At 42.9% G+C, this 26,503-nt stretch carries 20 protein-coding genes; 13 read left to right on the top strand and 7 right to left on the bottom strand.

What is annotated here, in order from left to right; genetic code table 11:
* Positions 1 to 559: 559 nt before the first annotated feature.
* From ACFFRD_RS33525 to tyrS, 3 genes are read right to left on the bottom strand one after another with little or no spacing between them, the layout of a single operon-like run.
* Complete coding sequence (locus ACFFRD_RS33525) at positions 560 to 1,285, bottom strand: hypothetical protein (protein WP_392480151.1); 726 nt, start codon at positions 1,283 to 1,285, stop codon at positions 560 to 562.
* Positions 1,282 to 2,001, bottom strand: a complete 720-nt coding sequence (gene pyrF, locus ACFFRD_RS33520) for an orotidine-5'-phosphate decarboxylase (RefSeq protein WP_193945196.1) — start codon at positions 1,999 to 2,001, stop codon at positions 1,282 to 1,284. The genes ACFFRD_RS33525 and pyrF overlap by 4 nt, the downstream gene beginning before the upstream one ends.
* Positions 2,002 to 2,043: 42 nt before the next feature.
* Positions 2,044 to 3,231, bottom strand: a complete 1,188-nt coding sequence (gene tyrS, locus ACFFRD_RS33515; protein ID WP_392483231.1) for a tyrosine--tRNA ligase — start codon at positions 3,229 to 3,231, stop codon at positions 2,044 to 2,046.
* Positions 3,232 to 3,404: 173 nt separating this feature from the next.
* Here tyrS and ACFFRD_RS33510 point away from each other — a divergent pair, with 173 nt between their 5' ends.
* Positions 3,405 to 5,330, top strand: a complete 1,926-nt coding sequence (locus ACFFRD_RS33510; RefSeq protein WP_193945194.1) for a transglycosylase domain-containing protein — start codon at positions 3,405 to 3,407, stop codon at positions 5,328 to 5,330.
* A gap of 64 nt (positions 5,331 to 5,394) precedes the next feature.
* Here ACFFRD_RS33510 and ACFFRD_RS33505 read toward each other — a convergent pair whose 3' ends face one another.
* Both ACFFRD_RS33505 and ACFFRD_RS33500 read right to left on the bottom strand, forming a co-directional pair.
* Positions 5,395 to 5,718 (bottom strand): DUF1825 family protein, encoded by a 324-nt coding sequence (locus ACFFRD_RS33505; protein WP_012410226.1) that lies wholly within the window; start codon positions 5,716 to 5,718, stop codon positions 5,395 to 5,397.
* Positions 5,719 to 5,844: 126 nt separating this feature from the next.
* Positions 5,845 to 6,768: a DnaJ domain-containing protein gene (locus ACFFRD_RS33500; protein ID WP_114081154.1), complete on the bottom strand. Its 924-nt coding sequence runs from the start codon at positions 6,766 to 6,768 to the stop codon at positions 5,845 to 5,847.
* Between the two features lie 183 nt (positions 6,769 to 6,951).
* Between ACFFRD_RS33500 and ACFFRD_RS33495 the strand changes: the two genes are divergently transcribed.
* Both ACFFRD_RS33495 and ACFFRD_RS33490 read left to right on the top strand, forming a co-directional pair.
* Positions 6,952 to 7,326 carry an NINE protein gene (locus tag ACFFRD_RS33495; protein ID WP_012410228.1) on the top strand — a complete coding sequence of 125 codons (375 nt, stop codon included), beginning with the start codon at positions 6,952 to 6,954 and terminating at the stop codon, positions 7,324 to 7,326.
* A gap of 14 nt (positions 7,327 to 7,340) precedes the next feature.
* Positions 7,341 to 7,874: a helix-hairpin-helix domain-containing protein gene (locus ACFFRD_RS33490; protein ID WP_392480148.1), complete on the top strand. Its 534-nt coding sequence runs from the start codon at positions 7,341 to 7,343 to the stop codon at positions 7,872 to 7,874.
* Positions 7,875 to 7,994: 120 nt separating this feature from the next.
* Here ACFFRD_RS33490 and lepB read toward each other — a convergent pair whose 3' ends face one another.
* A complete protein-coding gene (lepB, locus tag ACFFRD_RS33485) occupies positions 7,995 to 8,567 on the bottom strand; it encodes a signal peptidase I (RefSeq protein ID WP_392480145.1) in 573 nt (190 codons plus the stop codon).
* 1,702 nt (positions 8,568 to 10,269) lie between these two features.
* Between lepB and ACFFRD_RS33480 the strand changes: the two genes are divergently transcribed.
* Positions 10,270 to 11,181 carry a polysaccharide deacetylase family protein gene (locus ACFFRD_RS33480; protein WP_114081152.1) on the top strand — a complete coding sequence of 304 codons (912 nt, stop codon included), beginning with the start codon at positions 10,270 to 10,272 and terminating at the stop codon, positions 11,179 to 11,181.
* Positions 11,182 to 11,378: 197 nt separating this feature from the next.
* Here ACFFRD_RS33480 and gltB read toward each other — a convergent pair whose 3' ends face one another.
* Positions 11,379 to 16,064 (bottom strand): glutamate synthase large subunit, encoded by a 4,686-nt coding sequence (gene gltB / locus ACFFRD_RS33475; RefSeq protein WP_392480143.1) that lies wholly within the window; start codon positions 16,062 to 16,064, stop codon positions 11,379 to 11,381.
* Between the two features lie 764 nt (positions 16,065 to 16,828).
* Here gltB and ACFFRD_RS33470 point away from each other — a divergent pair.
* The 9 genes from ACFFRD_RS33470 (at position 16,829) to ACFFRD_RS33430 (ending at position 26,471) form a co-directional block, all read left to right on the top strand.
* On the top strand, positions 16,829 to 18,841 hold the full coding sequence (locus ACFFRD_RS33470; RefSeq protein ID WP_392483229.1) for a phosphodiester glycosidase family protein: 2,013 nt from the start codon (positions 16,829 to 16,831) through the stop codon (positions 18,839 to 18,841).
* Positions 18,842 to 19,171: 330 nt separating this feature from the next.
* Positions 19,172 to 19,591 carry a cupin domain-containing protein gene (locus tag ACFFRD_RS33465; protein ID WP_114081235.1) on the top strand — a complete coding sequence of 140 codons (420 nt, stop codon included), beginning with the start codon at positions 19,172 to 19,174 and terminating at the stop codon, positions 19,589 to 19,591.
* Between the two features lie 228 nt (positions 19,592 to 19,819).
* Complete coding sequence (locus ACFFRD_RS33460; protein ID WP_335034493.1) at positions 19,820 to 20,149, top strand: iron-sulfur cluster assembly accessory protein; 330 nt, start codon at positions 19,820 to 19,822, stop codon at positions 20,147 to 20,149.
* Between the two features lie 126 nt (positions 20,150 to 20,275).
* Complete coding sequence (rpsL, locus tag ACFFRD_RS33455; protein WP_012410236.1) at positions 20,276 to 20,659, top strand: 30S ribosomal protein S12; 384 nt, start codon at positions 20,276 to 20,278, stop codon at positions 20,657 to 20,659.
* Between the two features lie 528 nt (positions 20,660 to 21,187).
* Positions 21,188 to 21,658 carry a 30S ribosomal protein S7 gene (gene rpsG, locus ACFFRD_RS33450; RefSeq protein WP_012410237.1) on the top strand — a complete coding sequence of 157 codons (471 nt, stop codon included), beginning with the start codon at positions 21,188 to 21,190 and terminating at the stop codon, positions 21,656 to 21,658.
* A 138-nt stretch (positions 21,659 to 21,796) separates the two neighbouring features.
* Entirely contained in the window at positions 21,797 to 23,875 is a 2,079-nt protein-coding gene (fusA, locus tag ACFFRD_RS33445) for an elongation factor G (RefSeq protein WP_012410238.1), read from the top strand.
* 23 nt (positions 23,876 to 23,898) lie between these two features.
* Positions 23,899 to 25,128, top strand: a complete 1,230-nt coding sequence (tuf, locus tag ACFFRD_RS33440) for an elongation factor Tu (protein WP_100899834.1) — start codon at positions 23,899 to 23,901, stop codon at positions 25,126 to 25,128.
* A 179-nt stretch (positions 25,129 to 25,307) separates the two neighbouring features.
* The gene (gene rpsJ, locus ACFFRD_RS33435) at positions 25,308 to 25,625 is read left to right on the top strand and encodes a 30S ribosomal protein S10 (RefSeq protein ID WP_008232935.1); all 318 of its coding nucleotides are present in this window, start codon (positions 25,308 to 25,310) and stop codon (positions 25,623 to 25,625) included.
* A 198-nt stretch (positions 25,626 to 25,823) separates the two neighbouring features.
* Positions 25,824 to 26,471: an LON peptidase substrate-binding domain-containing protein gene (locus ACFFRD_RS33430; protein ID WP_114081149.1), complete on the top strand. Its 648-nt coding sequence runs from the start codon at positions 25,824 to 25,826 to the stop codon at positions 26,469 to 26,471.
* The last annotated feature ends 32 nt before the right edge of the window (positions 26,472 to 26,503 follow it).

The raw sequence follows: 26,503 nt of genomic DNA, 5'->3' as shown, positions 1-26,503 counted from the left end.
AACGGGAGTTACAACGCATAAATTCAAGCCAGCCTTTGTTTTTAAATAATGTCTGCTTTTTTTCGCTGTTTATTGGCTAAACTTGCTGAAAATCTTCCCAAAGGCATAGGCGCAATTACACTGATACAAGCTAGTTGGATGATGTACATTTATTTTGTTTGAAACAAGTATCTAGCTCGTAAATTAATGAGAGCAAAATCGACTGTTTGCAGAAGTAGGGAAAAGGGAAAAGGGTAATAAAAATCTCTTTCTCCCTCTTGCAAAAGCTACTTTTGGTGCTTTTCGTTTGTATGCAATAAACTCTGCTCTCTCTGCTAAAAGGCTACATTGTACATACAAGTAATACCGCAGCCATATCTTGTAAATCTCGTACTGCGTTTTCATCCCCACAGGGGTAGAAGTCGCGAAGCCCACCAACGCACTGGCTTCTCTGCGTTAGCCTGCGGGAAGCCGCTACGCGTCAAGGTTATTTCGTTATCCCGTAACTTGTGCGTAAGTCCTATAAATGATCAGATCGATTCAGTCCACTTGAGTGGACTTTGGCTATCAGCTCATAACTTCAGTTCTGCGCGGGATATTGTCCACCATTCACAGCACGCATCCGTCGGACACTTCCAGCTTGGCAATCGCGTAACCAAGTATTCACCGCTTGGGCAACAGTGCCATTACTACTATCGCGTGGCGGGGATAATGGCTGCTGTGCTGAATTGGAACCAGTTTGAGAAAACATCATCACTAAATTCCAACCAGTTGTAGTTTTAGTCAACAACAGCCAGTGGAATTCCTGCAATTCGATCGCTTTCTTTCCTATGTACTGCCGCTCCAAGGTAGTAAAGAAAACTTGCTCAACTCCTGATGCAGAGCTTTTAGACGCATCTGCACTATATTCTTCAAGGTTAAGGAGCAGAGGAGTAAACTCAGGTCTTCCTGCCACTAACATATAACTGTAAATATCACTACTTCTGCTGAGGCGACGGGCGCGTTGACTGGCGCGATTAGTATAACTAGGTAAATCTTGGAGTAGCTCTATAGTTAATGTTTCTAAATTTTGCTCAGAACAGAAAGACTTCGCCCCGTCGTTGATATTTTCCCTTTCTGCTAGCGCCGAGGAGTTAGGGGTGAGGTTTTTCGAGAACGCTGGGTAAGTAAAGCTATTTGATACTAAAATCCAAAAGCCACAAGCTACAAGCCAACTATAATTTTTCTTCTTGAGTGAAGAGGCAAGATTTTTCTCCCCTACACCCTGCACTCTGTCTCCCAGTTTCTCACTGACTCTTAGCTTCATGCCACTGTGGTTAACTCCTCAGAAATCCTCTTCCAGGCTAACTCTGGCTCAGTAGCAGTAGTAATGGGACGGCCAATTACTAAATAATCTGCACCAGCTTTCATAGCTTGTGCTGGAGTGAGCGATCGCTTTTGATCGCCTTTATCTGCCCAAGTTGGTCTAACGCCGGGACAAACTAGCAAAAAGCGATCTCCACAAGTCTCTCGTAGCTGTGCCACCTCTTGAGGTGAACAAACTACCCCATCCAAACCACATTCTTGAGCCAGCAGGGCCATTTCTAGAGCATATTCTGGCAATTCCAGAGGTATTTTTAAATCAAATGCCAACTGCCTAGCAGAAATGCTCGTCAGCAGGGTAATAGCAATTAACTTTGGTGGTTGTACACCAGCTTGGGCTGCCCCTTCGTGTGCTGCTTCAATTGCGGCTTTTAGAGCATCTCTACCAGCAGTGGCATGAATTGTCAGCAAATCCACTCCGTATCTAGCTGCACTCCGGCAAGCACCAGCAACGGTGTTGGGGATATCATCAAACTTTAAATCTAAGAAAATGCGCTTTTCCTTAGACTTTAGGACTTCCAGAATTTTGGGGCCAGTGCTGGTAAACAACTCTAAGCCGACTTTCCAAAAACCGACTTGCGGGAGTTGATCTATAAGAGCGATCACAGCTTGCTCATCCGGTACATCCAAAGCGACAATAATTTTTTCTTCTGCATTCATACGTGGTTTCTTGCTAAGTACTTCCCAGCCTCTAGTTCCCATCTAAGGTACTAGGCGCACAAACTTATTTTTCCCAACTTGTAAAACCTTACCTTGTAACTGGGCAGAATCAGCAAAAGTAGTATCAACATCGGTAATGCGATCGCCATCTATACGCACTCCACCTTCTTGAATTTTCCGCTTACCTTCCCCTGTACTTTTGCATAAACCAGTGACATTGAGGATATAGGCTAATTTAGCGGGATGCGATATCTCAGCTAGAGAAAATTCGGGAACTGCACCTTCCTTTCCGCCACTTTGGGCTGCTTCTTTGGCTTCTTGGGCGGCTGTTTCGCCGTGGTACTGCTTAACAACTTCCCATGCGAGGAGTGTTTGGCGATCGCGGGGATTTTCTGGCAGATTATCCAAAGGTAAATCCGTCAGCAGTTCAAAATATTGTGACAGCAGATTATCTGGAACCCCTTGCAACTTCTGATATTTTTGCCCCGGATGTTCTGACAACCCAATATAATTACCTAAAGACTTAGACATTTTTTGCACCCCATCTGTACCAATCAAAATTGGCAGCAGCATCCCAAACTGGGGCTTTTGACCAAAATGACGCTGTAAATCTCTGCCCACAGCGATGTTAAATTTCTGATCAGTCCCTCCTAATTCCACATCTGCTTCCACGGCAACGGAATCGAAACCTTGCATTAACGGGTATAGGAACTCATGGATAAAAATCGGATTCTCTTTTCTATAGCGATCGGCAAATCCTTCCTTAGCCAACATCTGCCCCACCGTCATCGTGGAAAGTAACTCCAAAATTTTCTCTAAGTTAAGCCCAGAGAGCCATTCGGAGTTATAGCGCACCTCTAACCTTCCTGGTGTGTCAAAATCCAAGATAGGACGTACTTGGTCAAGATAAGTCTGGGCATTTTGGGCGACATCTGCTTCTGTAAGCTGGCGGCGCACCTCAGATTTACCAGTCGGATCGCCAATGCGTGCTGTAAAATCGCCAATAATTAGAACTGCTATATGGCCTGCATCTTGAAACGCTCGCAGTTTTCGTACTGGTATGCTATGACCTAAATGAATATCAGTACCAGTCGGGTCAATCCCCAACTTGATCCTTAAAGGTTTGTTTGTAGTTGCCAAAAGCTTTTCTAGACTTTCACTGTTAACATCAACTGGTTGTGGAAAAACTTCTACAACACCACGACGCAGCCAAGCAAAATCTTGCGTCATACTAGAAAATCCACTGTTAGCTATGTTTTGTCCACTAGAAGTTAAGTTGGTTATAAACACTTGCAATTTATCCACTTTCTCATCTGCCAAACTACTATAATTGCAAAAAATTAACCGCCTTGCTTCATCCAATCAATTACAGTTAAATTTATAAGTGAGGAAGTGAAATCGCCGTGTCGTCTTCTAGGACTTTTGAAGATAAACAGCCACAACGTCGGGCTTCATCAGGTTTTGAGTTTTTGAAAGGAGTTGGTCAGGTAACTGGCGGTACTCTGCTCTCAATTACCATGTTGGCAAGTTCCATTGTAGCCGGAGGACTGGTTGGTTTAGCCATTAGTTTCCGTAATTTGCCAGATGTAAGACAGCTACGTAACTTCTTTCCCTCAGAAACAACTTACATCTATGACGTTAAGGGTAAACTTTTAACGAGTATTCATGGGGAAGCCAACCGGGAAGTCGTACCCCTGGATAGAATTTCTCCGAACTTAAAACGGGCGGTATTAGCAAGTGAAGATAGTCACTTCTATGATCACCACGGTATTAACCCCACTGGTGTTGGCCGGGCTATAGTAGTTAACGCTGTAGCAGGTGGAGTCAAAGAGGGTGGCTCTACTGTTACTATGCAATTGGTTAAAAACCTGTTTTTGTCTCAAAAGCGTGCCTTTACCCGCAAGTTGGCGGAGGCAGTGCTGGCAATCAGGTTAGAGCAAATTCTCACCAAAGACCAAATTTTAGAAATGTACCTCAATCAAGTTTATTGGGGTCATAACAACTATGGTGTACAAACAGCAGCCCGCAGTTACTTTAATAAGTCGTCAGAATATTTAAGCTTGGGTGAGTCAGCAATGATGGCGGGTTTAATCCAAGCACCAGAAGAATTCAGCCCCTTTGTGAGCATGAAGCTGGCAAAACAGAAACAAAAAGAAGTGCTGGGGCGGATGCTGGAATTAAACTGGATCAACCAGTCTGAGTATGACGATGCCCTCAAACAGGAAATAAAACTTGGTAGAATCAAATCTTTTCAAGGTAGTGCCCTACCTTATGTAACCAACACCGTAGCGCAGGAATTGGCTAAGAAGTTTGGGCGTGAGACACTACTCAAGGGTGGGATGCGAGTGCAAACTACAGTCGATGCCAAGTTCCAAATCATGGCAGAGGAAACTGTCACTAAGTGGCATAAATCACTACTTGGGCAGGGACTATCTAAGAATCAAATTGCCTTGGTAGCAATTGATCCGCGCACGCATTTTATCAAAGCACTAGTCGGTGGTGTAGATCCTAAGATCAGTGAATTCAATCGTGCAACTCAAGCTCAACGCCAGCCCGGATCTTCCTTTAAACCGTTTGTATATTATACTGCTTTTGCTACTGGTAAGTATGGACCAGACTCAACGGTGGTAGATTCCCCAGTCAGCTATCGAGATGGTAATGGTTGGTATTTTCCCAGAAATTATGATGGGGGGTTTAGCGGAGCTATGCCAATCCGCACAGCTTTAGCCCAATCGCGCAACATTCCTGTGATCAAGATTGGTAAGGCTGTGGGCATGAATCGAGTGATCGAAACTTGCCGCACCTTGGGGATCATGAGTCCGATGGAACCTGTTACCTCTCTGCCTCTTGGTGCAATTGGTGTCACTCCCCTAGAAATGGCTAGTGCCTATGCTACCTTTGCTAATTATGGTTGGCAGTCCCCACCCACTGTAATTGCGCGTGTCACCGATAGTAGTGGTAACGTGTTATTAGATAATACCCCTAAACCCCAGCTAGTTTTAGACCCTTGGGCATCGGCAGCCATTATCGATGTGATGCGAACGGTAGTTACTAGTGGTACAGGTAAAGGTGCTGCAATAGCTCGTCCAAGTGCTGGTAAGACGGGTACAACTTCCTCAGAAAAGGATATCTGGTTTGTTGGCACTGTGCCACAACTAACAACTGCTGTCTGGGTGGGAAGGGACGACAACAGACAATTAGCTAGCCGAGCGACGGGTGGCGGTATGGTTGCTCCCATCTGGAAAGATTTTATGGAGAAGGCACTTAAGAATGTACCAGTGGAAAACTTTAAGCCACCTTCCCAGTTTTCTCGCCCCAAGTCACAATAACTTTGGATCTTAGATTTTGGATTTTGGATTTTGAATTGGCAATTAATCCAAAATCTAAAATTAACTAAGCCTGTTTTTCTAGCTCGGCTTTCATCCGTTCTAAAGTCAGGTGCATTTGGTCAAACATTTGTTGCGGGGTGACACCGAATTGACCTAATTGCGTTTTCAGCTGTTCTACAGTCATTTGTGCCATAAAATCTTCTGATAGCTCGAAGCGCTTCATAAAGATGCGATACCGATCCATCATGGCTTCCATTTGCTCAATAAACAGCTTTTTGCCATCGCGGTCAAATTTGCCGTAGTTGTTACCAAGCTTGATTAGCGCTTGATAATCTTCAAACAGTTGTTTTGCTTCTTGCTGAACTATCTCAGAATCGAAGAATCCCATATTGCTTATATTAAACTGAGCGCCCAGACTCAGTAGCTTAATAGTTTTACTTCTATTTATTATTTTAGTCTAGGTGAGTAATCTAGTGACGAAGCTTCGGTTTTAGTACGGTTTGTTACCGAAATTTCAACACTTGACTTGAGAACCTTTTCGCTGTGTAAAGCGACTTAATAAAGCCGCAATACTCATAGCTTTAGCCATTGATTTAGGATTGGTGTTTTCACCCAGTTGAATTTTCAGTTCGGGAGCGTATTTTAAGGCTAGTGAATTTTTTGGGTTAAGTTTTAATGCTTGACAGATGTAAACCCTAGCCATCCCCATAAATTTTTGTTTGAGATGTACCAAACCTAATAAGGCATAATAGTCGCTGTTATTCGGCTCTAACTTGATGGCATCGCGCAGTTCTTGAACAGCTATAGTCCATTTTCCTAGCCTGACATACTCAATAGCTCGCTGGTAGTGACGTTGAGAGTAGTTTGTCAAAACTGGTTTGACATCAGTTAATGTCAATTCAACTGGGTTGACTTCTACTTCAGAGATTATGGGAACAGTTTTTTGTGGTAAGAAGAGGTCTGGTTTATGCAACCGTAGGTATACTAAATTCAGTATAGTAATTTGTTGCGTCACCTGATAAAACTGATCTAGTGATTTGTATTGAGCTTCTGCATAACAGGCGATCGCTTCTTCATAAAACAATTCTGCTTCGGGTGTAGACATTTTCATAATTTCCTGAGCTATGGCACTTTGAGAAGACAAAGGCTTCTGCTCTAAAACTCTTGCATCCGATCGCAGCATAGCGATCGCAATCAAGCGCTTCTGTCGATGTTTCAGTTGTTGATAAGCTGGGTTGATTAAATGGCTAAATATTGCCGTTGCTAATTTTTGGTCTGGATTGCAGTTTTTGGCATGGCGATCGGGATGTAGCAGCTTCGCTAAAGTGTGATAGCGTTTGAAAATCTGGCGATCGTCAGCAATTACAGAAATTCCTAGCACAGCGTAAGGATCACAAAGCTTTTCAACCCATCCTGGCGGTAGTAAGGTCTGTGACATAGTAGTAATAAAGCTGTTAAAAACTTAAAATTAGCATCAAAGCTCAACGCACAGTCATGTGAAACTTACTCAAATTTCTTCAAATACTAAATTGTGTGGGAACTTTCGAAAGTCTGGAGAGCAAGCCAGGGTAGTTGACTGTCTGATTGTAGGAACTGTGGTATTGGTAGATTTATTAGAAATATGTTGACTAAGCGCAAAAGTAGAAGCGTTGCTGCTGTTTTAGCTTTTTCTGGCACGCTGACAATTTCAGGATTACATAAATTCTATCTGGGACAGCCTCTGTGGGGTGTTTTGTATGTATTACTTTCCTGGACACCTATCCCCAAGGTAGCTAGTGCCATTGAGGGAGTTTGGTATTTAGCCCAAGACGAAGAAGCTTTTGATCGTAATTTTAATCTAGGCAAGTCAGCAACAAGGAACTCACAAAAGGTAAGTAATCAGGTAGGAGCGATGGCTGACGCAATGCGAGAATTAGATGCTTTGCGTCAGGATGGACTGATTTCAGAGTATGAGTTTGAGCAAAAGCGCCGCCAATTGCTAGACCAGATTTCTTGAGGTAAGCGACAATCATGAATAACTGGCTACCTTTGAACCCCAGGTTGCAAAAACTCCGCGCCAAGCTCCTCAACGATCCCTACTATCGCCTACAATCTGGGGAAGAAATTCAGATAGCGGCCAAATTAGGTATTCGCATTGATGCTAATCAAGCCACTGTAGATGATTGGTTACGCCTACCAGGTTTATCAATTCACCAAGCGCGATCGCTTGTAGAACTTTCGCATTCTGGTGTTAAATTTTACTGTATTGAAGATATTGCTGCGGCTTTGGCTATACCAGCGCCGCGTCTGGAGCCATTAAAGCCTCTGCTGAATTTTATTTACTATGACCACGAATCTTTAGAAAGTGCTACGCATTTAGTCAATCCGAATACAGCAACAGTCGAAAAGTTAGCACAAATTCCATTTATCGATTTATCTTTAGCCCAAGCAGTGGTTCAAAATCGGCAATCCTTTGGGCCTTACCGTAACCTAGCTGATTTCCAACGACGGCTGGAGTTACCTGGTGATGCGATCGCTCAACTGATGTATTATTTAAGGTTTTAAGTTAGAAGTTAGAAGTTATTTTAAAACTTCTAACTCTGCTAATTTTAGATTTTGAGTCGAACCTTTGGTGCGCTTACAGCGCAACTTGGATTGAAGGAAAAATCCAAAATCCAAAATTGATTAAATGAACCCAATGCGATCAAGAGGCCAAAAACGAAACGTTGCCCGACCAATAACATTTTCTTTGGGTAAAAAGCCCCAATACCGAGAGTCATTACTATCATTGCGGTTATCTCCCATGACAAAAAATTCGTCTTCTGGGACTTTCACTGCTTGGTATGGCTGATTTGGTGGTTCAGCAATGTAGTCTTCTGTCAAGGGTTGACCGTTGAGATAGACTTTGCCAGAATCAACACTAATTACCTCACCAGGCTGTCCAATAACCCGCTTGATGAAAGCTTGGTCTTTAGGATATCCCCGACGTTGTAGTTCTGCGGGTGGCTGAAAAACAATAATATCCCCAGTTATGGGAGGGTGAAAATGGTAGGATATTTTTTCAACTACCAAGCGATCGCCAGTATGTAAGGTTGGCAGCATCGAATCCGAAGGGATATAGCGGGGTTCGGCGATAAAAGTTCTGATCATAAATGCTAAACATAATGCGATCGCAATTAAAATCAGATTTTCTTGCCAACTACGCAATACTTTTGACGACGCACGTTCTTCTTTTGCATCACTTTCGTGAGGAATCATAAAAATTTGTAGCCAGTTTCAGAAGTGGGACAAATACCTTGATTATTTTGACTCAAAAGGTATACTAATAAACAATCTAGGTTCTGCATAAACCCATACATACATTAAACAATACAGTTATTACGTCTACCAAACATAAGTAAAAGTACTGTAAATAAACGATGACCTCTTTAAGGGAATATAAGCTGATGATTAAGATTCCTTGAAAAGTTAAGAATTCTAATTCTAATTGTTGCAATTATAATATAAGGCAAGTTATTAGATAATTTTCAGTTTTACTGCGTTCTGCTAAAAAAGCTAGTTACCGATTGATAAAGCAATACATACAGTCGGTTTTTATTTGAGCAAAAAATTGGTCGTTAAGTAGCAAAACTGCTTACGACATATATAACAGTATCTGCTTCACTTCACTGAAAAAAAGCCGAGGTCAGTGTTGGTAGTTGAGTTAAAATCAAATATATTTGATATGTATTATTAAGTGATATTACATAAAATCAACTACTATTGCAATGTAATTTTAAACACAGAATTACAGCCATAACAATTGATAGCAGTAAAAAATATTACATTTAAATGTAGAATTCAATAGTATAAATGTGATATAGAACTCATATTTGATTTTTGAAAAAACTCAGTACAACTGACAAAGCCTTCTTTCCTATTGACTATTGTCTACCTATGCACTTAGATTCAGAAATCTCAGAAATCGAAGCGAATTCCTAATATTATGATGATTTTAACAACTTAGCCTAGATATATGCGAATTTTTCCGTAATTACACGGTGACAGTACATATTAAAGTGTACTATTAATAAGATATAAATCTCCATCATTATCGAGAAAAACATTAACCGACAAAAGCCATTAGCAATTTAGCCTAAAGTATCAGCATTAAAAATAGAATTAAACTGCCGATAAAATTATTTTTGCTAAATTGGTCAAAAGTATCTAGATTAACGAATAAGTGCCCCTTGGCAATGAGAAACTATATTGAATCAATTTTCGTCTGGTCTATTTCCTAGAAATTACAAGGTAATATTCTGTCAGTTGAAAATTTAACTTTTTCTTAAAAAAGAAGCAATAGCAGCAGGCAGTAGAATATATCTTATCAACAATAGAACTAACAGTTTGCTAGACTCATTTTTGAAAGATACCCCGCCCCTCGTAAGTAGTTTTGTATGTTAATCACATAATTCGCTAAGTTGTATAATTTACAACTTTAGTGTCACAGTGTCTGAAGATAAAAACTTCAGTCCGCGAAAACTGCAAATTGTATACGCGACAGTCTAGCTCATCTTATTTGTAAAGCTATAAAACTTGAAATGATAATGCTGCCTTCGCTGTGAAGTGAAAGACAGAAACTAATTCAGAACTCCTATTAAGAGGATTTTGGGGCGTGGCTAATTATCTAATTGTACTCCTTCTTAGAGCTAGAGGTAAGAATGTGGAAATGCAGACCTTGCCTTTTATGAATGGGTTGACATTACACGGTACCAAGTATTGTGTAAGCATTGGTTCTCATTGAAATCTCAAGTATGTAGGTTCAGTTAAAGCCATATAGTCTATTGTGAATCTTCGTTAGCCCAAATTCCAATTTTCAGAATTACCAGTAAGTAACTGGTATTTAAGATATCTAAAAAAATGTGCTATAACGTACCGTCATAACCGTGGTTGATGGTTCGATCTTTGAAGGAGCTATGAGGTGGAAAACAATAAGTCGTTTCTGTGGCCAGAAGGAATATTAATTGCACTGCTTGCTTTAGGTGGTGTTTTTAGCCTTGCTTTCATGATGCTTCTCAGACCAAATGCTTCAGAGGCTCAAAGTAGACAAAATATCGATATCAAGGATGTAGCTGCAAATGTAGGAACTCAGCAGCGCATTGAGAAATTAAAGGCGGCGATGTTTACAAGTTGGCAGCAAGAAGCACAAACAAAAGGGCTATCTTATGCTTTGCCATCACGTTTTCAAGGAGCAATAATTGAAGAGGCAAAACTAACTCAGGGTGAAAAAGTGATTGCTCTCACCTTTGATGATGGCCCTTGGCCTGATACTACAGAGCAAGTGCTAGATATTCTAAAATCAAATAATATCAAAGGAACGTTTTTTGTTGTTGGGCAGAACCTAAAAAATTATCCAGAAATAGGAAAGAAAATTGTAACCGAAGGTCATGTCATTGCTAACCATACTTGGCATCACTGGTATCACTTCTTTAATCAACAAGCAGCAGCTTTTGAAATTGATCGCACAACAGACCTAATCTATCAAATCACAGGCGCTAAAACAAATCTCTTCCGACCGCCTGGTGGGAATCTGCACAATGGATTGTCTGCTTATGCTAGAGGACAGAAGTATGCTGTGATCATGTGGTCGGCTGACTCAACAGACTACAAATTACCGACTGTACCAAAGTTGATAGATAACGTAATTAAAGATTCAAAACCTGGTGGTATTGTGCTAATGCATGATGGTGGTGGGAACCGTTCTCGAACTGTACAAGCCTTACCAGAAATTATTAGCAACTTTAGAAAGCAAGGCTATCGGTTTGTGACTATTCCAGAACTTTTAGAAATAGAAGATACAGGTCAAAAGTTGCTTGCTAATAAAAAGCAATAATTATTAATTATAGTTAATTGGTCAATAATAATTGGCTAAAAACTAAAATTATATTTTTTGTTTAAAATACATTATTTTTGAATCACTTAAAAAAAGATTCCCCTTGATAAGGGGAATCTTTTTATATCTCTACTCTATTCTCAGAAGTAAGTTCAGGTGGCTACTTTAGCAATCCAAAGAGATTTTTGCTGAAGTTATTAATGACTAGTTACTAAACTAAACTCAGTTGTTTTTTCAGGATTAGCTTCGGGACTATCAGCTTCAGAAGGTGGAACCAACTGCCAGAACTTCGGCAAAAATTCTTGCCAGTTTTGCAAAATTTTCTTGGCCTTTGGTGAACCAGTGCGTTCCGCATGAGTTTGGATTAACTCTTGCAGTTGTTTTGCACCTACTTCCGTAATCACCCGTTGGATTTTGACTATTTCCGGGTTGACTAACTCACGGAATGCGTCGTCTTCATCTAAGAAGTATGCTAGTCCGCCAGTCATTCCAGCAGCGACGTTGCGCCCTACTTTACCGAGGACGACAATCACACCACCAGTCATGTATTCACAGCAGTGATCCCCAGCGCCTTCAATCACTGCGATGCCTTTGGAGTTTCTCACCGCAAAGCGCTCTCCTGCTAGTCCATTGGCAAATAACATGCCACCAGTAGCACCATAGAGGCACGTATTACCAACTATGACATTTTGTGATGCGTTATATGTAGCGTCAGTTGGAGGTTTGATGATGATTTCACCACCATGCATCCCTTTACCTACGTAGTCGTTTGCTTCTCCTTCTAAGGACAAACTTATGCCAGGGAGGTTAAAAGCACCAAAGCTTTGTCCAACACTACCTATGAAGTTGAGATTAATTTGTCCTTCAAAATCACTGTCACCATATTGAGAAGCGATCGCACCCGCTAATCTTGTACCCACTGTTCTGTCAGTATTGACAATAGGGTAAGTTTTTTTGACAGAGGACTGATCCCTAATGGCAGCCTGAATGTCGGGATCGGCAAGGAACTTGTCATCTAAAACCACGCCGTTGCTGTGGACTTCTTCATGCACTAACCAACTACGATTGTCTCTGGTATCTGGCAGCTTAAGTAAACAATCAAGATTTAGTGATTGTGTTTTGGTAATTTTTGCCTCTTGGCGCAGTTTCAACAAATCTGCACGTCCAATGATTTCTGACAAAGAACGGTAGCCAAGTCCTGCTAACAAACTACGCACTTCTTCAGCGATGAAGTAAAAGAAGTTGACAACCTGTTCCGGTATTCCCGTAAACCGCTTGCGGAGTTCTTCTTTCTGGGAGGCAACACCCACAGGGCAATTATTCGTGTGGCATATCCGTGCCATAATACAGCCTTCAGCAATCATGGCGATGGAACCGAAACCAAATTCTTCAGCACCCATCAATGCACCTATTACCACGTCCCAGCCACTCTTCAGACCGCCATCTACACGTAAAACCACGCGATCGCGCAGGCTATTTTCCATCAAAACCCGATGCACTTCACTTAAACCCAATTCCCACGGCGAACCAGCATGTTTAATCGAACTGAGTGGCGATGCACCTGTACCACCATCATGACCAGAAATTTGGATGATATCAGCGTTTGCCTTGGCTACACCAGCAGCGATCGTGCCAATGCCAACTTCTGACACTAGCTTCACCGACACCTTTGCTTTGGGGTTAATTTGGTGCAGATCAAAAATCAGTTGCGCTAGGTCTTCAATAGAATAGATATCGTGATGCGGTGGTGGCGAAATCAGCGTCACACCTGGCTTGGAGCGCCTTAACATCGCAATGTATTGGCTGACCTTGGGGCCTGGTAGTTGTCCACCTTCTCCAGGCTTGGCACCTTGGGCAATTTTGATTTCAATTTGTTTGGCGTTGACTAGGTACTCTGGTGTGACACCAAAGCGTCCCGATGCAACTTGCTTAATGGCACTATAGGCTTTATCACCATTCCGCAATCCTTTTAAATGAGGTAGGGTTGGCGAGTGACCAGACTCGTCTACATCATCTAAAACTTTATAGCGCACTGGATCTTCGCCGCCTTCTCCAGAGTTAGATTTACCGCCAATGCGATTCATGGCGATCGCTAAAGTTTCATGGGCTTCTCTTGACAAAGCTCCTAAAGACATGCCGCCAGTGCAGAAGCGTTTGACAATCTCAGCTACCGACTCTACTTCTTCTAGAGAAATTGGAGTACGCTCGCCTTGGAAATCTAGCAAGTCTCGCAATGCCGTTACTGGTCTGCCTTGGAGGTGTTTTTTGTAAACTTCGTAGTGGTCATAGTTTTTGCCATCTAGAGCCTTATGCAGCGCCTTGACCATTTCGGGGCTATTCATGTGGTACTCGCCGCCAGGACGGTACTGTACAAAGCCCAGGTTTTCTAATTTCTTGGTCGTTAGTTCTGGGAAAGCCTTGACGTGGAAGGAAAGTACTTCATCAGCGAGTTCGCTAATACTCAAACCACCAATGCGGGAAGTCGTACCACGAAATCCTAATTCGATTAAATCTCCACCAATGCCAATAGCTTCAAAGATTTGGGCTGCTTGATAACTGGATAGCAGAGAAATTCCCATCTTGGAGAGAATTTTGAGCAAACCTGACTCTACCGCTTTGCGATAGTTTCCTAAAGCTTGTTCTACGGTAAGGGTGGGAATTTTTTGCACTCCCATTAACTTTTGGGTTCTGGGATCAATGCACCAATCACGCACTGTATCCAAAGCCATATACGGGCAGACTGCACCAGCACCATAGCCAATAAGACAAGCAAAGTGATGAGTACTCCAGCATTGGGCAGTATTAACAATTAGGGATGTTTTCATCCGCAACCCTTCCCGAATCAGGTGATGATGTACAGCACCGACTGCTAACAGGGGAGGGATGTAGGTATATTCTGTGGTGATACCGTCATTTCCCTTATCGGTTAAGATTAAAATCTTTGCACCTGCCCGGACTGATTCAGCTGCTTGTGCTTGTAAAGATTTGACTGCGGCTTTCAATCCTTCAGGGCCGTTGGCGATCGCAAATAGTGTTGACAACTCGGCTGTGGCAAATCCCGACAGCTTAATCGCCTCTAATTCAGCATCCGTTAACACTGGCGACTCAAGTTTCAATCTCCGAGCATATTCTGCTTTGGGTTCTAATAAGTTACCTCGTTCACCCAATTCGACTTTCAAAGACATCACTAGCTTTTCCCGCAGGGGATCAATTGCCGGGTTCGTCACCTGAGCAAAGCGTTGTTTGAAGTAGTCATAAAGCAGGTGGGGCTTCGTTGACAGCACTGCTAAAGGAATATCATCCCCCATACAGAAAGTCGGCTCTGAACCTGCGATCGCCATTTGCTGAATCACCATTTCAACATCTTCTGTGGTGTAGCCAAAGGCGGTTTGAAGTTGAAGCAAGGTTTGCTTGTCAATTGTCACTTGTCCTTGGTCATTTGTCATTTGTCCTTTGCCATTGCCGTTTGCTAATGACGGATGACCAATGACTAATGACTTTAATTCTTGACGATACTGTTGCAGCCATTCTCCATAAGGGTGCTGCTTGGCAATGCGCTGCTTAATCTCCCAATTCTTCAGCACTTCATGGTTAACTAAATCCACGGCAATCATTTGCCCAGGGCCGAGTCTACCTTTCTCGACAATATCGGCTTCGGGAAAGTCCACTACACCAGCTTCGGAAGCTACAACAATGTAGTCATCTTTGGTGATTAGGTAACGAGCTGGTCTTAAGCCATTCCGATCTAATGTTGCACCAACTTTTTTGCCATCGCTGAATACTAAAAGTGCTGGCCCGTCCCATGCTTCTTGCAAACCACTGTAATATTCGTAGAAATCAACAATTTCTGGAGATTCACGCAAAGAAGGCTGATTTTGGTAAGCTTCTGGAACCATAATCATTAAAGCTTCCAAGGGGGTGCGTCCAGAACACACCAGTAATTCCAGTACGTTATCTAGGGTAGCTGAGTCGCTGTTATCAATATGAACTAATGGCTTGAGTTCCTTGATGCGATCGCCCCATACAGGATGATTCAGGCTAGCTTCTCGTGCCATCATCCAGTTGATGTTACCCAATAAGGTATTAATTTCGCCGTTGTGACCCAAAAGCCGCATCGGTTGAGCTAGGGGCCACTTGGGCATTGTGTTGGTACTAAAGCGGCGATGATAGACAGCAAAGGCGCTTTTGTAAGCTGGATTTTTTAAATCTTGATAAAATTCTCCCAATACGGCAGAACGCACCATGCCTTTATAGACAATTGTGCGATTTGACAACGAGCAGATATAAAATTCTTCTGAGATATTGGTTGCAACTTTACTAATTCGGCGGCGGGTAATATACAATTGTCGTTCCAATTCATCGCCGCTTTTGTCAACAGAAGCTAACAAAACTTGTTCAATTTGGGGTTGATTTTCTCTTGCTTGTACACCCAATAAATCAGATTGCACTGGCACTACTCGCCAACCCAGTACAGTTAATTTTTCTTCAGTAGCTACTTGCTCAACTGCCGCTTTAGCTTTTTGTGCTGCTTCCTGGTCTTGTGGGAGAAATATCATCCCCACAGCTATATTATTGGTGGATGAAAATTCCTTCCCTCTTTGGGCAAAGTCTTGTTGGAACAAATCCCAAGGGATAGCTGTCAACACTCCAGCCCCATCACCAGAGTCTTGATCGGCGCTACAACCTCCCCGATGTTCTAAGCAGGTTAGAGCAGCTAAGGCTTTTTCGACAATTTCGTGGCTGGTATGATTTTGACGATGAGCAATAAAACCGACACCACAGGCATCTCGTTCTTCTACTAACCACTTTTGCCCCTGATAGGTATCTCTTGAGTTGATATTTGCTGTGATTTTCTGCTCTTGATTCATCGGTTGATTATTCATACCCTGTTCCTGAAGTATTGAGTTACCAATTTTGCCACTACTTACGGGAAAAATTTCTAAATTCCACGATGGAGAAATATATAAGCACCGAAATTTAGGGAAAAAAAATTTTAACTTCGGTTTTACTTTCTTAGCTTACCCGTGTTAAAATAGTTGCGTATTTTTTATGTATTTATGCGGTGTCAGACAATTTACCTCCGCCAAGACATGATTATTGTCCTGACAGTTTCTTTTTTATATTCTGAAGCTAAGTATTTTTTCAATTACCTTTTTCCAGATGCACGGTAGCTACCCAAAGAGCCTATTTCGGCTCACCTGAAACCAAACTCAATGCTGTTTTATGTTTTAAAGCCAAACTCATCCCGATCCGGCAATAAAATCAGCGTATTACAATATATACCCATTTGACAATTCCCAAATATTTTTGTTGTTGTCTGGAGTTTTGCTGCTTACCAGTTGCTATATTACTATTAACTAGACCTCACTGAAGTAGCAACATTCAGTCAGGATTGACTATCTTAATCCAGTTTTGATAACCAAGACTACCGTGTATAGTGTGGTTAGGATTAGTGCCAGTTAAAACACTTCATTGCAGTGGCTTTAGCTTCTAAATTTATTTCTGTTTAAAAGAGATGACTACCCAATATATATAATAGCATCTTTTTTAATAAATAAAGTCATATTTTTTTAATATTTTCAAATAATTAGTTAGTTTATACCTTGGGGTGATAGTTTTCAAAAGTACCTAGTAAATTATGGTAAAAATGCCGAGTTGTTGCCAATCAGGGATTAACGAACGCAGATTCTTCCGGGCTACTGTGTCACCAATACTTTTAACATTACTGTGTTTAACCACTACTGGTGCTAGCAACGCCCAAGAGTTGCCAAAAAACAGCAAATCACTGATCTCCCAGTCACCTGCACCTCCTTTAACAGGGATGGTATCCTCTGGGAATCAAATTTCCCTCAATGGTCGTACTTTACCAGGAACTTGGTTACAACGGCCGGGAAAATCTGGTCAGGTGACAACTCATCTCAGTGATGGGGTATTTAGGCAATTAATTGGAGTAAATTTCTTAAACAGTAGTAGTTCAGCGAAACAACCAATACAGTGGTTTTCGTCGGTGACAACACCACTGGTTTTAGCCACCAGGCTAGTAGGAGCATATCGCTATCTGGATATCACTAATTTTGCCCAAACATCTGGATGGCAAATCCAAGCCAATGGGAACACCTTGGTGATTGCTACCCCAAAAGCACAAATTACGAATATTGTTCAGAGCCAGGAACCTCCAGAGGCAAGTGCCCCTTTGCAACAAAGTCGCATACTTGTAAATCTAGATCGTCCGACTCCCTGGCAAGTTGCACAAGGATCAGCGATCGCAAAACCGCAAACTCCATCTTCCGATCCAGACACACCAACCCCAAAACCCACTACACCGCCAAATCGAGAGTGGACAATTACCCTGGATGGAATAGCCGATCCCGTTTTGATAGAACGCTATACCCCCCAGCCACCAGCAGCAGCGCCAACATTACTGCCAAACCTGCTCAAACAATTATTACCAGTTACACCAACACAACCAATACCAACAGCCCCTGAACCACTTATCCGACAAGTGCAGGTGGTGAAAAACCAAACGATTATTAGTCTGAGCGTTCCCTTTGGTCTATCGCCTCAAGTTAAGACTAGCGCTAACCCCAATCGCCTGATTATCGATATTCGACCCGATCCTCTAGAAGAACGAGATATTACTTGGGCCCCAGGATTACGCTGGCGACAGCATTATGTCAACTTAGGCACAGAACGTTTTCCGGTGGTTTGGTTAGAAGTTAATCCCCGTAAATTTGGGCTAACCTTGAAACCTATGTGGGCTAGTCCTGATGGGCTTGGGGGTACTGCTCCCTTAATTCAAACAGCACAACGTTACTTAGCAGTAGCTGGAATTAACGGTGGTTATTTTAACCGCAATAATAGATTACCATTGGGTGCGATTCGTCGGGATAGTCAGTGGTTATCAGGCCCCATTCTTAACCGGGGTGCGATCGCTTGGAATGATTCAGGTCAATTTTACTTCGGTCGTCTCACCTTAGAAGAAACTTTAATTACTGCAAATAACCAGCGCTTACCAATTTTGTTTCTTAATAGTGGCTACGTCCAGAGTGGCATTGCTCGTTACACCCCAGTTTGGGGAGCAACTTACACACCCTTAACGGATAACGAAATTATCCTAGTGGTACAAAAAGACCAAATTACTCAGCAACTACCAGGCGGCAAAGTTGGTGGGACGGCCGTTCCCATTCCCCAGGATGGCTACCTACTAACTTTACGCGCTAACAGCGTTAGCGCTGCCTCACAGTTACCGATTGGAAGCGCAGTACGTATTTCTAGCAGCACTACTCCCACTGATTTTAGTCGTTATCCCCACATTATCGGAGCCGGGCCGCTATTAATCCAAAATCGTCAAATTGTCCTTGATGCCAAAGCAGAAAAATTCAGCAATGCCTTTATTGCAGAAAAGGCTATTCGTAGCGGTATTTGTACAACTGCAACAGGCACACTGATGATTGCTGCCGTCCATAATCGTGCTGGCGGTTATGGCCCTACATTGGCAGAACATGCCCAATTAATGCAACAGATGGGCTGTGTGGATGCCTTAAATCTGGACGGCGGTAGTTCTACCAGCCTTTATTTAGGAGGGCAACTACTTGACCGATCGCCTAGTACTGCTGCTCGTGTTCATAATGGAATTGGTATTTTCCTGAAACCTCGTTAATCAGGGATTAAGGAGTAGGGAGCAAGGGGGAGAATTCGTAACTCCTAACTCTTCACTCAGCATTCCTCACTCAGCACTCGGAACTGTTTTGCCCAATGCCCAATTCCCCATCTTTTTTTAAAGTTTAGAACAAGCTGCCGCTTTGCTTAATGAAGACTTAGTGTAAACCTAAGAGTTTTAATAGTGATGGTTTACACCATCAGGTTTGATTTTGTTATGTTTATCAAGGTGCGAAAAAATTGCTGATTTTCAACGTTGGAACATAGCGCCAGATTTTTTATCAATAGTTAAGAGTACAGACGGTTTGTTATGTCTTCAAATGAGGTAATTATGGCTCGATATCAAGAAACTACACAGACTGACACTCTACACCTACCTTCAACTATCACTTCCAGAGGCATTGCTGCAACTGAGTTACGTCCTTGGGGTGCTTTTACAGTTTTGGAAGAAGGGCGCGGATACAAAATCAAGCGCATCGAAGTTAAGCCCGGACACCGCCTCAGTTTACAGATGCACCACCACCGCAGCGAACACTGGATTGTCGTCTCAGGTACAGCTAGGGTAACTTGTGGCGAGAAAGAAGTATTACTGAGCAATAATGAGTCAACTTATGTACCTCAATGTACATCTCATCGTTTAGAAAATCCTGGCGTGATTACCTTAGTGTTAATTGAAGTGCAAAATGGCGAATACTTGGGAGAGGATGACATTATCCGCTACCAAGATGACTATGCCCGAACTAAGGACTAAAGTTCTAATCTAAAAACTGAATATATTTTTGTGCCAATCGTCTTTGCGAACCACTGCACCCCAGAAGTCCCTACCTAGTTAAGGTGGGGACTGAAGTTTGTTGTGCTATAAATGTAGTAATAGCGATCGCGCTCATGGCTTCGATAATTTGGAATTTTCGGGAAGCGAGAGTTAACCCATCTGTCTGTAAAATGAAGATGGGGTATTCAATTGTAAAAAACGACTTCCATGATTCATCTGAGTCAAGCAGCCGCGAGTGAAATTGGGCGAATAAAGTCCAAGCAGCAGCCAAATGTCTTGTTTCGATTGGCAGTAAAACCAGGTGGCTGTTCTGGGTTATTTTATGATATGTCCTTCGATGAAACTATAAAAGTTGGCGACCAGGTTTTCAACTTGGACGAAATTCAAGTAGTCATAGATGCTACAAGCTTAAATTACCTCAACGGTTTGAGGGTAGATTATTCAGAAGACTTAATGGGTGGTGGTTTTCGCTTCCACAATCCCCAAGCGATCGCAACCTGTGGCTGTGGCAATTCTTTTTTGACAACCAATCAATAGTCCTTAAATTAGCGATCATTTGCTAATAACAAAGGAAAAATTACAATTGACATAAAACACTAAAAAACGATATAATCAGGATTTGTTAAAACTTAGACATATAAGCAGCTTTACGCGCTGTAACTCATGCCAACAATACAGCAGCTAATACGTAATGAGCGCGAGCAAGCGCGTCAGAAAACCAAGTCCCCGGCTCTGAAACAATGCCCTCAACGTCGGGGAGTTTGTACCAGAGTATACACGACCACACCCAAGAAGCCTAACTCAGCTCTACGCAAAGTAGCAAGAGTCAGACTGACATCTGGATTTGAAGTTACAGCTTACATTCCAGGTATTGGTCACAACTTACAAGAACACTCAGTTGTGATGATTCGTGGTGGTCGGGTTAAGGATCTACCAGGCGTGAGATACCACATTATCCGTGGCACCCTAGATACAGCCGGAGTTAAAGACCGTAAACAAGGGCGTTCCAAGTATGGAACCAAGCGTCCGAAAGAAGCGAAAAAATAGGATTAGGCGATTAATCGCACCCAACACGGTTAATCGTCTATCTTACGAAGCGCCCAAGGACAAAAAACTATCAGGGTATGTGTTCTAAGAGCAGTTATGAAAGCTGCTCAGTCTGTTAAAAAAAAATCAAGCAAGCTACACCTACACTAAGCGAGCAAGTGTAGAAGTTCTGAGGAGAATGCTGTAACCCACAGCAGAATTCTAATCTGGACATTAAGGTTTAGAATCTTGTCACCTTAAGTATTTAATTGCAGGTAGCAAGTCAATGAATTTTAGATTTTAGATTTGCAATTTTGGATTGGTCGAACCCACAAGGGGATGAGGCTTACAGACTTTTGATTTTTTCCAATCCTTGTGGTCGGAACGTCTACCAAAAACTCTAATCCAAAATTGGCAGTCAATAGGTCAGCCTTGCTGCAACAGTCGAAAACAAAATTGAAAAAGTCTGAGGGTTGGGTTCCACAGCTTTTAGTTTCCGGTGTCTGATAGCATATAATTTCGTTGCCAATTCCGAATTAAAGGTGAAGTATGTCTCGTCGTGGTGTTATTCAAAGGCGCCCAGTTCCGTCTGACTCTGTATATAACAGTCGCCTTGTGAGCATGATTATCAGGCGGATCATGCGTCATGGCAAGAAATCACTTGCCGCACGAATTGTTTATGAAGCATTGAAAACTATTGAGGAACGCACTGGAAATGGTGCTTTAGAAACCTTTGAAAGAGCAGTGCGAAATGCCACACCTTTAGTAGAGGTGAAAGCTAGACGAGTAGGTGGAGCAACCTACCAAGTACCAATGGAAGTGCGTTCAGAACGGGGCACTACCTTAGCACTGCGTTGGTTAGTGCAATATTCCCGGTCTAGACCAGGCCGGACAATGGCAAGCAAATTGGCAAATGAGTTAATGGATGCTGCTAACGAAACTGGCAATGCGATTCGGAAACGCGAAGAAACGCACCGGATGGCGGAAGCTAACAAAGCATTTGCCCACTATCGTTATTAGGTAGAAAAGCGATATATCGCCTTGCCGAAGCGGTATATCGTGGATTTACAAAAAGAAGACGGTTTTCCGTAAAAGTATAGAATCTTAACAAAGAGTAATATACAAGATATCATGAGGCAAAAACTATAGGAGGTAGCTGTGGCACGCACGATCCCGCTAGAGAAAGTACGCAACATTGGTATTGCGGCGCATATAGATGCGGGCAAAACAACAACAACAGAGAGAATATTATTTTACTCTGGGATAATTCATAAAATTGGCGAAGTTCATGAAGGAACTGCCGTCACAGACTGGATGGAGCAAGAGCGGGAACGGGGAATTACCATTACTGCTGCTGCTATTAGTACCAGTTGGAAAGATCATCAAATTAACATTATCGATACTCCAGGTCACGTAGACTTCACAATTGAAGTTGAGCGTTCCATGCGCGTGTTGGATGGTGTAATCGCAGTATTTTGTTCTGTGGGCGGCGTGCAACCGCAGTCTGAGACAGTGTGGCGACAAGCAGAACGCTACAAAGTTCCTCGGATAGCCTTTATCAACAAGATGGATCGCACCGGAGCGAACTTTTATAAAGTTCACGAGCAAATCCGCGATCGCCTGCGGGCAAATGCGATCGCCATTCAACTACCAATTGGTAGTGAAAATGACTTCCAAGGTATCGTTGACCTAGTACGGCAACGCGCGTATATTTACGCCAACGACCAAGGAACCGATATCCAGGAAACCGATATCCCGGAAGAATTGCAAGCGCAGGTAGACGAATTCCGCACTAAGCTCATAGAAGCTGCGGCAGAAACCGATGATGCTCTGATGGCTAAGTACTTCGAGGGCGAAGAACTTACAGAACAGGAAATTAGGACTGCTCTGCGTAAAGGCACAATTGCGGGGACAATTGTACCAGTACTTTGCGGTTCAGCATTCAAAAACAAAGGCGTGCAGTTGATGCTGGATGCCGTTGTAGATTACCTGCCAGCGCCAAGTGAAGTACCGCCAATTCAAGGCTTACTGCCCAATGGCGATACTATTGAGCGGCGGGCTGATGACAACGAACCCTTAGCAGCTCTGGCATTCAAGATTATGGCTGACCCTTACGGTCGCCTGACATTTGTTCGCGTTTATTCTGGTGTCCTAAAAAAGGGCAGCTACGTTCTCAACGCTAGTAAGAATAAAAAAGAACGGATTTCCCGCTTAGTCCTCATGAAGGCAGACGATCGGCAAGATGTCGATGAACTGCGAGCAGGTGATTTGGGAGCAGCTCTGGGTTTGAAAGACACCTTAACAGGTGACACGCTCTGTGATGATGGATCGCCAGTAATTCTGGAATCCCTATTCATTCCTGAGCCTGTGATCTCGGTGGCGGTTGAACCCAAAACCAAGAACGATATGGACAAATTGTCCAAAGCTCTGCAATCTCTCTCAGAAGAAGACCCCACCTTCCGTGTTCGCGTCGATCCCGAAACAAATCAGACCGTGATCGCAGGAATGGGAGAGCTACACCTAGAAATTCTAGTAGACCGGATGTTACGAGAATTCAAGGTGGAAGCGAATGTAGGTGCGCCACAAGTAGCTTACCGAGAAACAATTCGGAAAGCTGTGAACAAAGTTGAGGGCAAATTCATCCGCCAAAGTGGTGGTAAAGGTCAATATGGTCACGTTGTGATCAATTTGGAGCCTGGAGAACCCGGTACTGGCTTTGAATTCGTTTCCAAAATTGCTGGCGGTACAGTACCTAAAGAGTACGTTGGCCCCGCAGAACAAGGGATGAAAGAAAGCTGTGAATCCGGTGTTCTAGCTGGATATCCTTTGATTGACGTTAAAGCGACACTAATTGATGGGTCATACCATGATGTAGACTCTTCAGAAATGGCTTTCAAAATCGCTGGCTCAATGGCGATGAAAGAGGCTGTGCTGAAAGCTTCACCTGTCATCTTAGAACCTATGATGAAAGTTGAAGTTGAAGTTCCTGAAGACTATATGGGGAACGTGATTGGCGACCTCAACACCCGCCGAGGGCAGATTGAAAGCCAAAGCACCGAAAAGGGACTCGCTAAGGTAACATCCAAAGTTCCACTGGCGAGTATGTTTGGCTACGCCACTGATATCCGGTCAAAAACGCAAGGTCGGGGTACCTTCACGATGGAGTTCAGCCACTACGAAGAGGTGCCTCGCAGCGTAGCTGAAACTATCATTGCAAAAAGCAAAGGGAACGCTTAGTTAAAATAAGGAAATGAGCATTCATGGCACGCGCAAAGTTTGAAAGAAACAAGCCCCACATCAATATCGGTACAGTTGGCCACGTTGACCACGGTAAAACTACCTTGACAGCAGCCATTACCATGACCTTGGCAGCTATGGGTCAGGCTGTAGCTAAGGGCTACGACCAAATTGATAATGCCCCAGAAGAAAAGGCACGGGGTATTACCATTAATACCGCTCACGTAGAGTATGAGACTGCAAGTCGGCACTATGCTCACGTAGACTGTCCAGGACACGCTGACTATGTGAAGAACATGATCACCGGTGCTGCCCAAATGGACGGAGGTATCCTCGTAGTTGCTGCTACCGATGGCCCTATGCCCCAAACCCGCGAACACATCCTGTTAGCAAAACAGGTAGGCGTTCCCAGTCTAGTTGTCTTCTTGAACAAAGAAGATTTGATGGATGACCCAGAACTCTTGGAACTAGTAGAACTAGAACTGAGAGAACTGCTTTCCAGCTACGATTTCCCTGGTGACGACATCCCCATTATCAAAGGATCTGGTCTGCAAGCTCTAGAAGCAATGACCAAAAATCCTAAGACCCAACGCGGTGAAAATCCTTGGGTAGACAAAATCTACGAATTGATGGATGCTGTAGATTCTTACATCCCCACTCCTGAGCGGGATGTTGATAAACCCTTCCTGATGGCTGTAGAAGACGTGTTCTCAATTACAGGTCGTGGTACTGTCGCCACCGGTCGGATTGAGCGGGGTGTAGTCAAAGTTGGCGATAACGTTGAACTAGTGGGTATCAGAGATACTCGCGCCACTACCGTAACTGGGATTGAGATGTTCAAGAAGAGTCTCGACCAAGGTATGGCTGGGGATAACGCTGGCGTACTACTCCGGGGTATCCAGAAGGCTGATATTGAACGGGGTATGGTCATCGCCAAACCTGGTTCGATTAAACCTCACAATGAATTTGAAGGTGAGGTGTATGTCTTAACAGAAAAAGAAGGTGGTCGTAAGACTCCATTTTTCGCTGGCTACCGTCCACAGTTCTACGTGCGGACAACTGATGTAACTGGTACCATCAAAGCCTACACCTCAGATGAAGGCAAAGAAGTAGAAATGGTGATGCCAGGCGATCGCATCAAGATGACAGTTGAATTGATTAACGCGATCGCTATTGAACAAGGAATGCGCTTCGCTATCCGCGAAGGTGGACGTACCATCGGTGCTGGTGTCGTCTCCAAAATCATCAAGTAGCACCTTTTTGCTCATAACAAAGGAGCAGAGATGGTATGATTCATCTCTGCTCCTTTCTCTTCCCTCTATAAATAAGGTAATAGGTTACAGGGGACAAGTAATAGTTTTCTGTAACCTTTACCCTGTAACCTTTAACCTGTAAATAATCCCCTAATTACGCAGAACCTGGAAAATTAAAGATGGCAACTCTACAGCAGCAGAAAATTAGAATTCGCTTACAGGCTTTTGACCGACGCTTATTAGATACATCTTGCGAGAAGATTGTAGATACAGCTAACCGCACCAACGCTACAGCCATAGGCCCAATTCCTTTACCAACAAAACGCCGGATCTATTGTGTGCTGCGATCGCCTCACGTAGATAAAGATTCACGAGAACACTTTGAAACCCGTACCCATCGCCGGATTATTGACATTTACCAGCCCTCTTCTAAGACTATAGATGCCCTGATGAAATTGGATCTACCATCGGGTGTGGATATTGAAGTCAAACTTTAATTTAGTCATTAGTCATTGGTCATTTGTCATTAGCAAAGGACAAAAGAGAAATGACATTAGTATGAATTTTTACATAGCCCTGAAGAAATATATCTCAGGGCTTTTATTTAGCTAGGAAACAAATGATAGAATATAGACAAAATACGGGAAAAGCAGAGAAAAAGAAATTTTAAAGATTAAGTTTATACCAAGGTAACAATGACATCATCTTCTAAAATTGCAGTTCGTGAACTACCTCTGTTCCCGTTACCCGAAGTAGTTCTGTTTCCTACTAGACCATTACCTTTACACATCTTTGAATTTCGCTACCGAATCATGATGAACACGATTTTGGAGAGCGATCGCAGATTCGGTGTTTTGATGTTCGATCCAGTCAAAGGTACAATTGCAAACACTGGTTGTTGTGCAGAAATTGTTCATCACCAACGGCTGCCAGATGATCGAATAAAGATGTTGACATTAGGGCAGCAAAGATTTCGTGTATTAGAGTATGTTCGTGAAAAGCCATATCGCGTTGGCTTAGTTGAGTGGATTGAAGACCAACCACCAACTAAAGATTTACATCCTTTGTCAACTGAGGTAGAACAACTACTGCGAGATGTTGTGCGTCTATCAGGTAAATTAACCGAACAAAATATCGAATTGCCAGAAGATTTGCCCGATCTACCAACAGAACTATCTTATTGGGTAGCCAGTAATCTTTACGGTGTCGCCGCAGAGCAACAGTTATTGCTAGAAATGCAAGATACTGCAACTCGTCTAGAGCGAGAAGCAGAAATTTTAACTTCTACTCGTAATCATTTGGCAGCTCGTGCTGTTCTCAAAGACACCTTTAATGAAAAGTGAGGAGTGAGGAGTTTAGGAGTTAGGAAAAATAG

Source organism: Nostoc sp. C110 (genome assembly GCF_043099725.1).
In the GTDB taxonomy this organism is placed as follows: Bacteria; Cyanobacteriota; Cyanobacteriia; order Cyanobacteriales; family Nostocaceae; genus Nostoc; species Nostoc muscorum_A.
The sequence above is the reverse complement of the archived record's forward strand: the minus strand, read 5'-3'. Positions and strand labels throughout refer to the sequence as shown.

What these genes read in the sequence shown, in the direction of transcription:
- ACFFRD_RS33525 (WP_392480151.1), bottom strand. Translation starts at nt 1,285, where the DNA reads ATGAAGCTAAGAGTCAGTGAGAAACTGGGAGACAGAGTGCAGGGTGTA.
- pyrF (WP_193945196.1), bottom strand. Translation starts at nt 2,001, where the DNA reads ATGAATGCAGAAGAAAAAATTATTGTCGCTTTGGATGTACCGGATGAG.
- tyrS (WP_392483231.1), bottom strand. Translation starts at nt 3,231, where the DNA reads ATGACGCAAGATTTTGCTTGGCTGCGTCGTGGTGTTGTAGAAGTTTTT.
- ACFFRD_RS33505 (WP_012410226.1), bottom strand. Translation starts at nt 5,718, where the DNA reads ATGGGATTCTTCGATTCTGAGATAGTTCAGCAAGAAGCAAAACAACTG.
- ACFFRD_RS33500 (WP_114081154.1), bottom strand. Translation starts at nt 6,768, where the DNA reads ATGTCACAGACCTTACTACCGCCAGGATGGGTTGAAAAGCTTTGTGAT.
- ACFFRD_RS33495 (WP_012410228.1), top strand. Translation starts at nt 6,952, where the DNA reads ATGTTGACTAAGCGCAAAAGTAGAAGCGTTGCTGCTGTTTTAGCTTTT.
- ACFFRD_RS33490 (WP_392480148.1), top strand. Translation starts at nt 7,341, where the DNA reads ATGAATAACTGGCTACCTTTGAACCCCAGGTTGCAAAAACTCCGCGCC.
- lepB (WP_392480145.1), bottom strand. Translation starts at nt 8,567, where the DNA reads ATGATTCCTCACGAAAGTGATGCAAAAGAAGAACGTGCGTCGTCAAAA.
- gltB (WP_392480143.1), bottom strand. Translation starts at nt 16,064, where the DNA reads ATGAATAATCAACCGATGAATCAAGAGCAGAAAATCACAGCAAATATC.
- ACFFRD_RS33470 (WP_392483229.1), top strand. Translation starts at nt 16,829, where the DNA reads ATGCCGAGTTGTTGCCAATCAGGGATTAACGAACGCAGATTCTTCCGG.
- ACFFRD_RS33465 (WP_114081235.1), top strand. Translation starts at nt 19,172, where the DNA reads ATGGCTCGATATCAAGAAACTACACAGACTGACACTCTACACCTACCT.
- ACFFRD_RS33460 (WP_335034493.1), top strand. Translation starts at nt 19,820, where the DNA reads ATGATTCATCTGAGTCAAGCAGCCGCGAGTGAAATTGGGCGAATAAAG.
- rpsL (WP_012410236.1), top strand. Translation starts at nt 20,276, where the DNA reads ATGCCAACAATACAGCAGCTAATACGTAATGAGCGCGAGCAAGCGCGT.
- rpsG (WP_012410237.1), top strand. Translation starts at nt 21,188, where the DNA reads ATGTCTCGTCGTGGTGTTATTCAAAGGCGCCCAGTTCCGTCTGACTCT.
- tuf (WP_100899834.1), top strand. Translation starts at nt 23,899, where the DNA reads ATGGCACGCGCAAAGTTTGAAAGAAACAAGCCCCACATCAATATCGGT.
- rpsJ (WP_008232935.1), top strand. Translation starts at nt 25,308, where the DNA reads ATGGCAACTCTACAGCAGCAGAAAATTAGAATTCGCTTACAGGCTTTT.
- ACFFRD_RS33430 (WP_114081149.1), top strand. Translation starts at nt 25,824, where the DNA reads ATGACATCATCTTCTAAAATTGCAGTTCGTGAACTACCTCTGTTCCCG.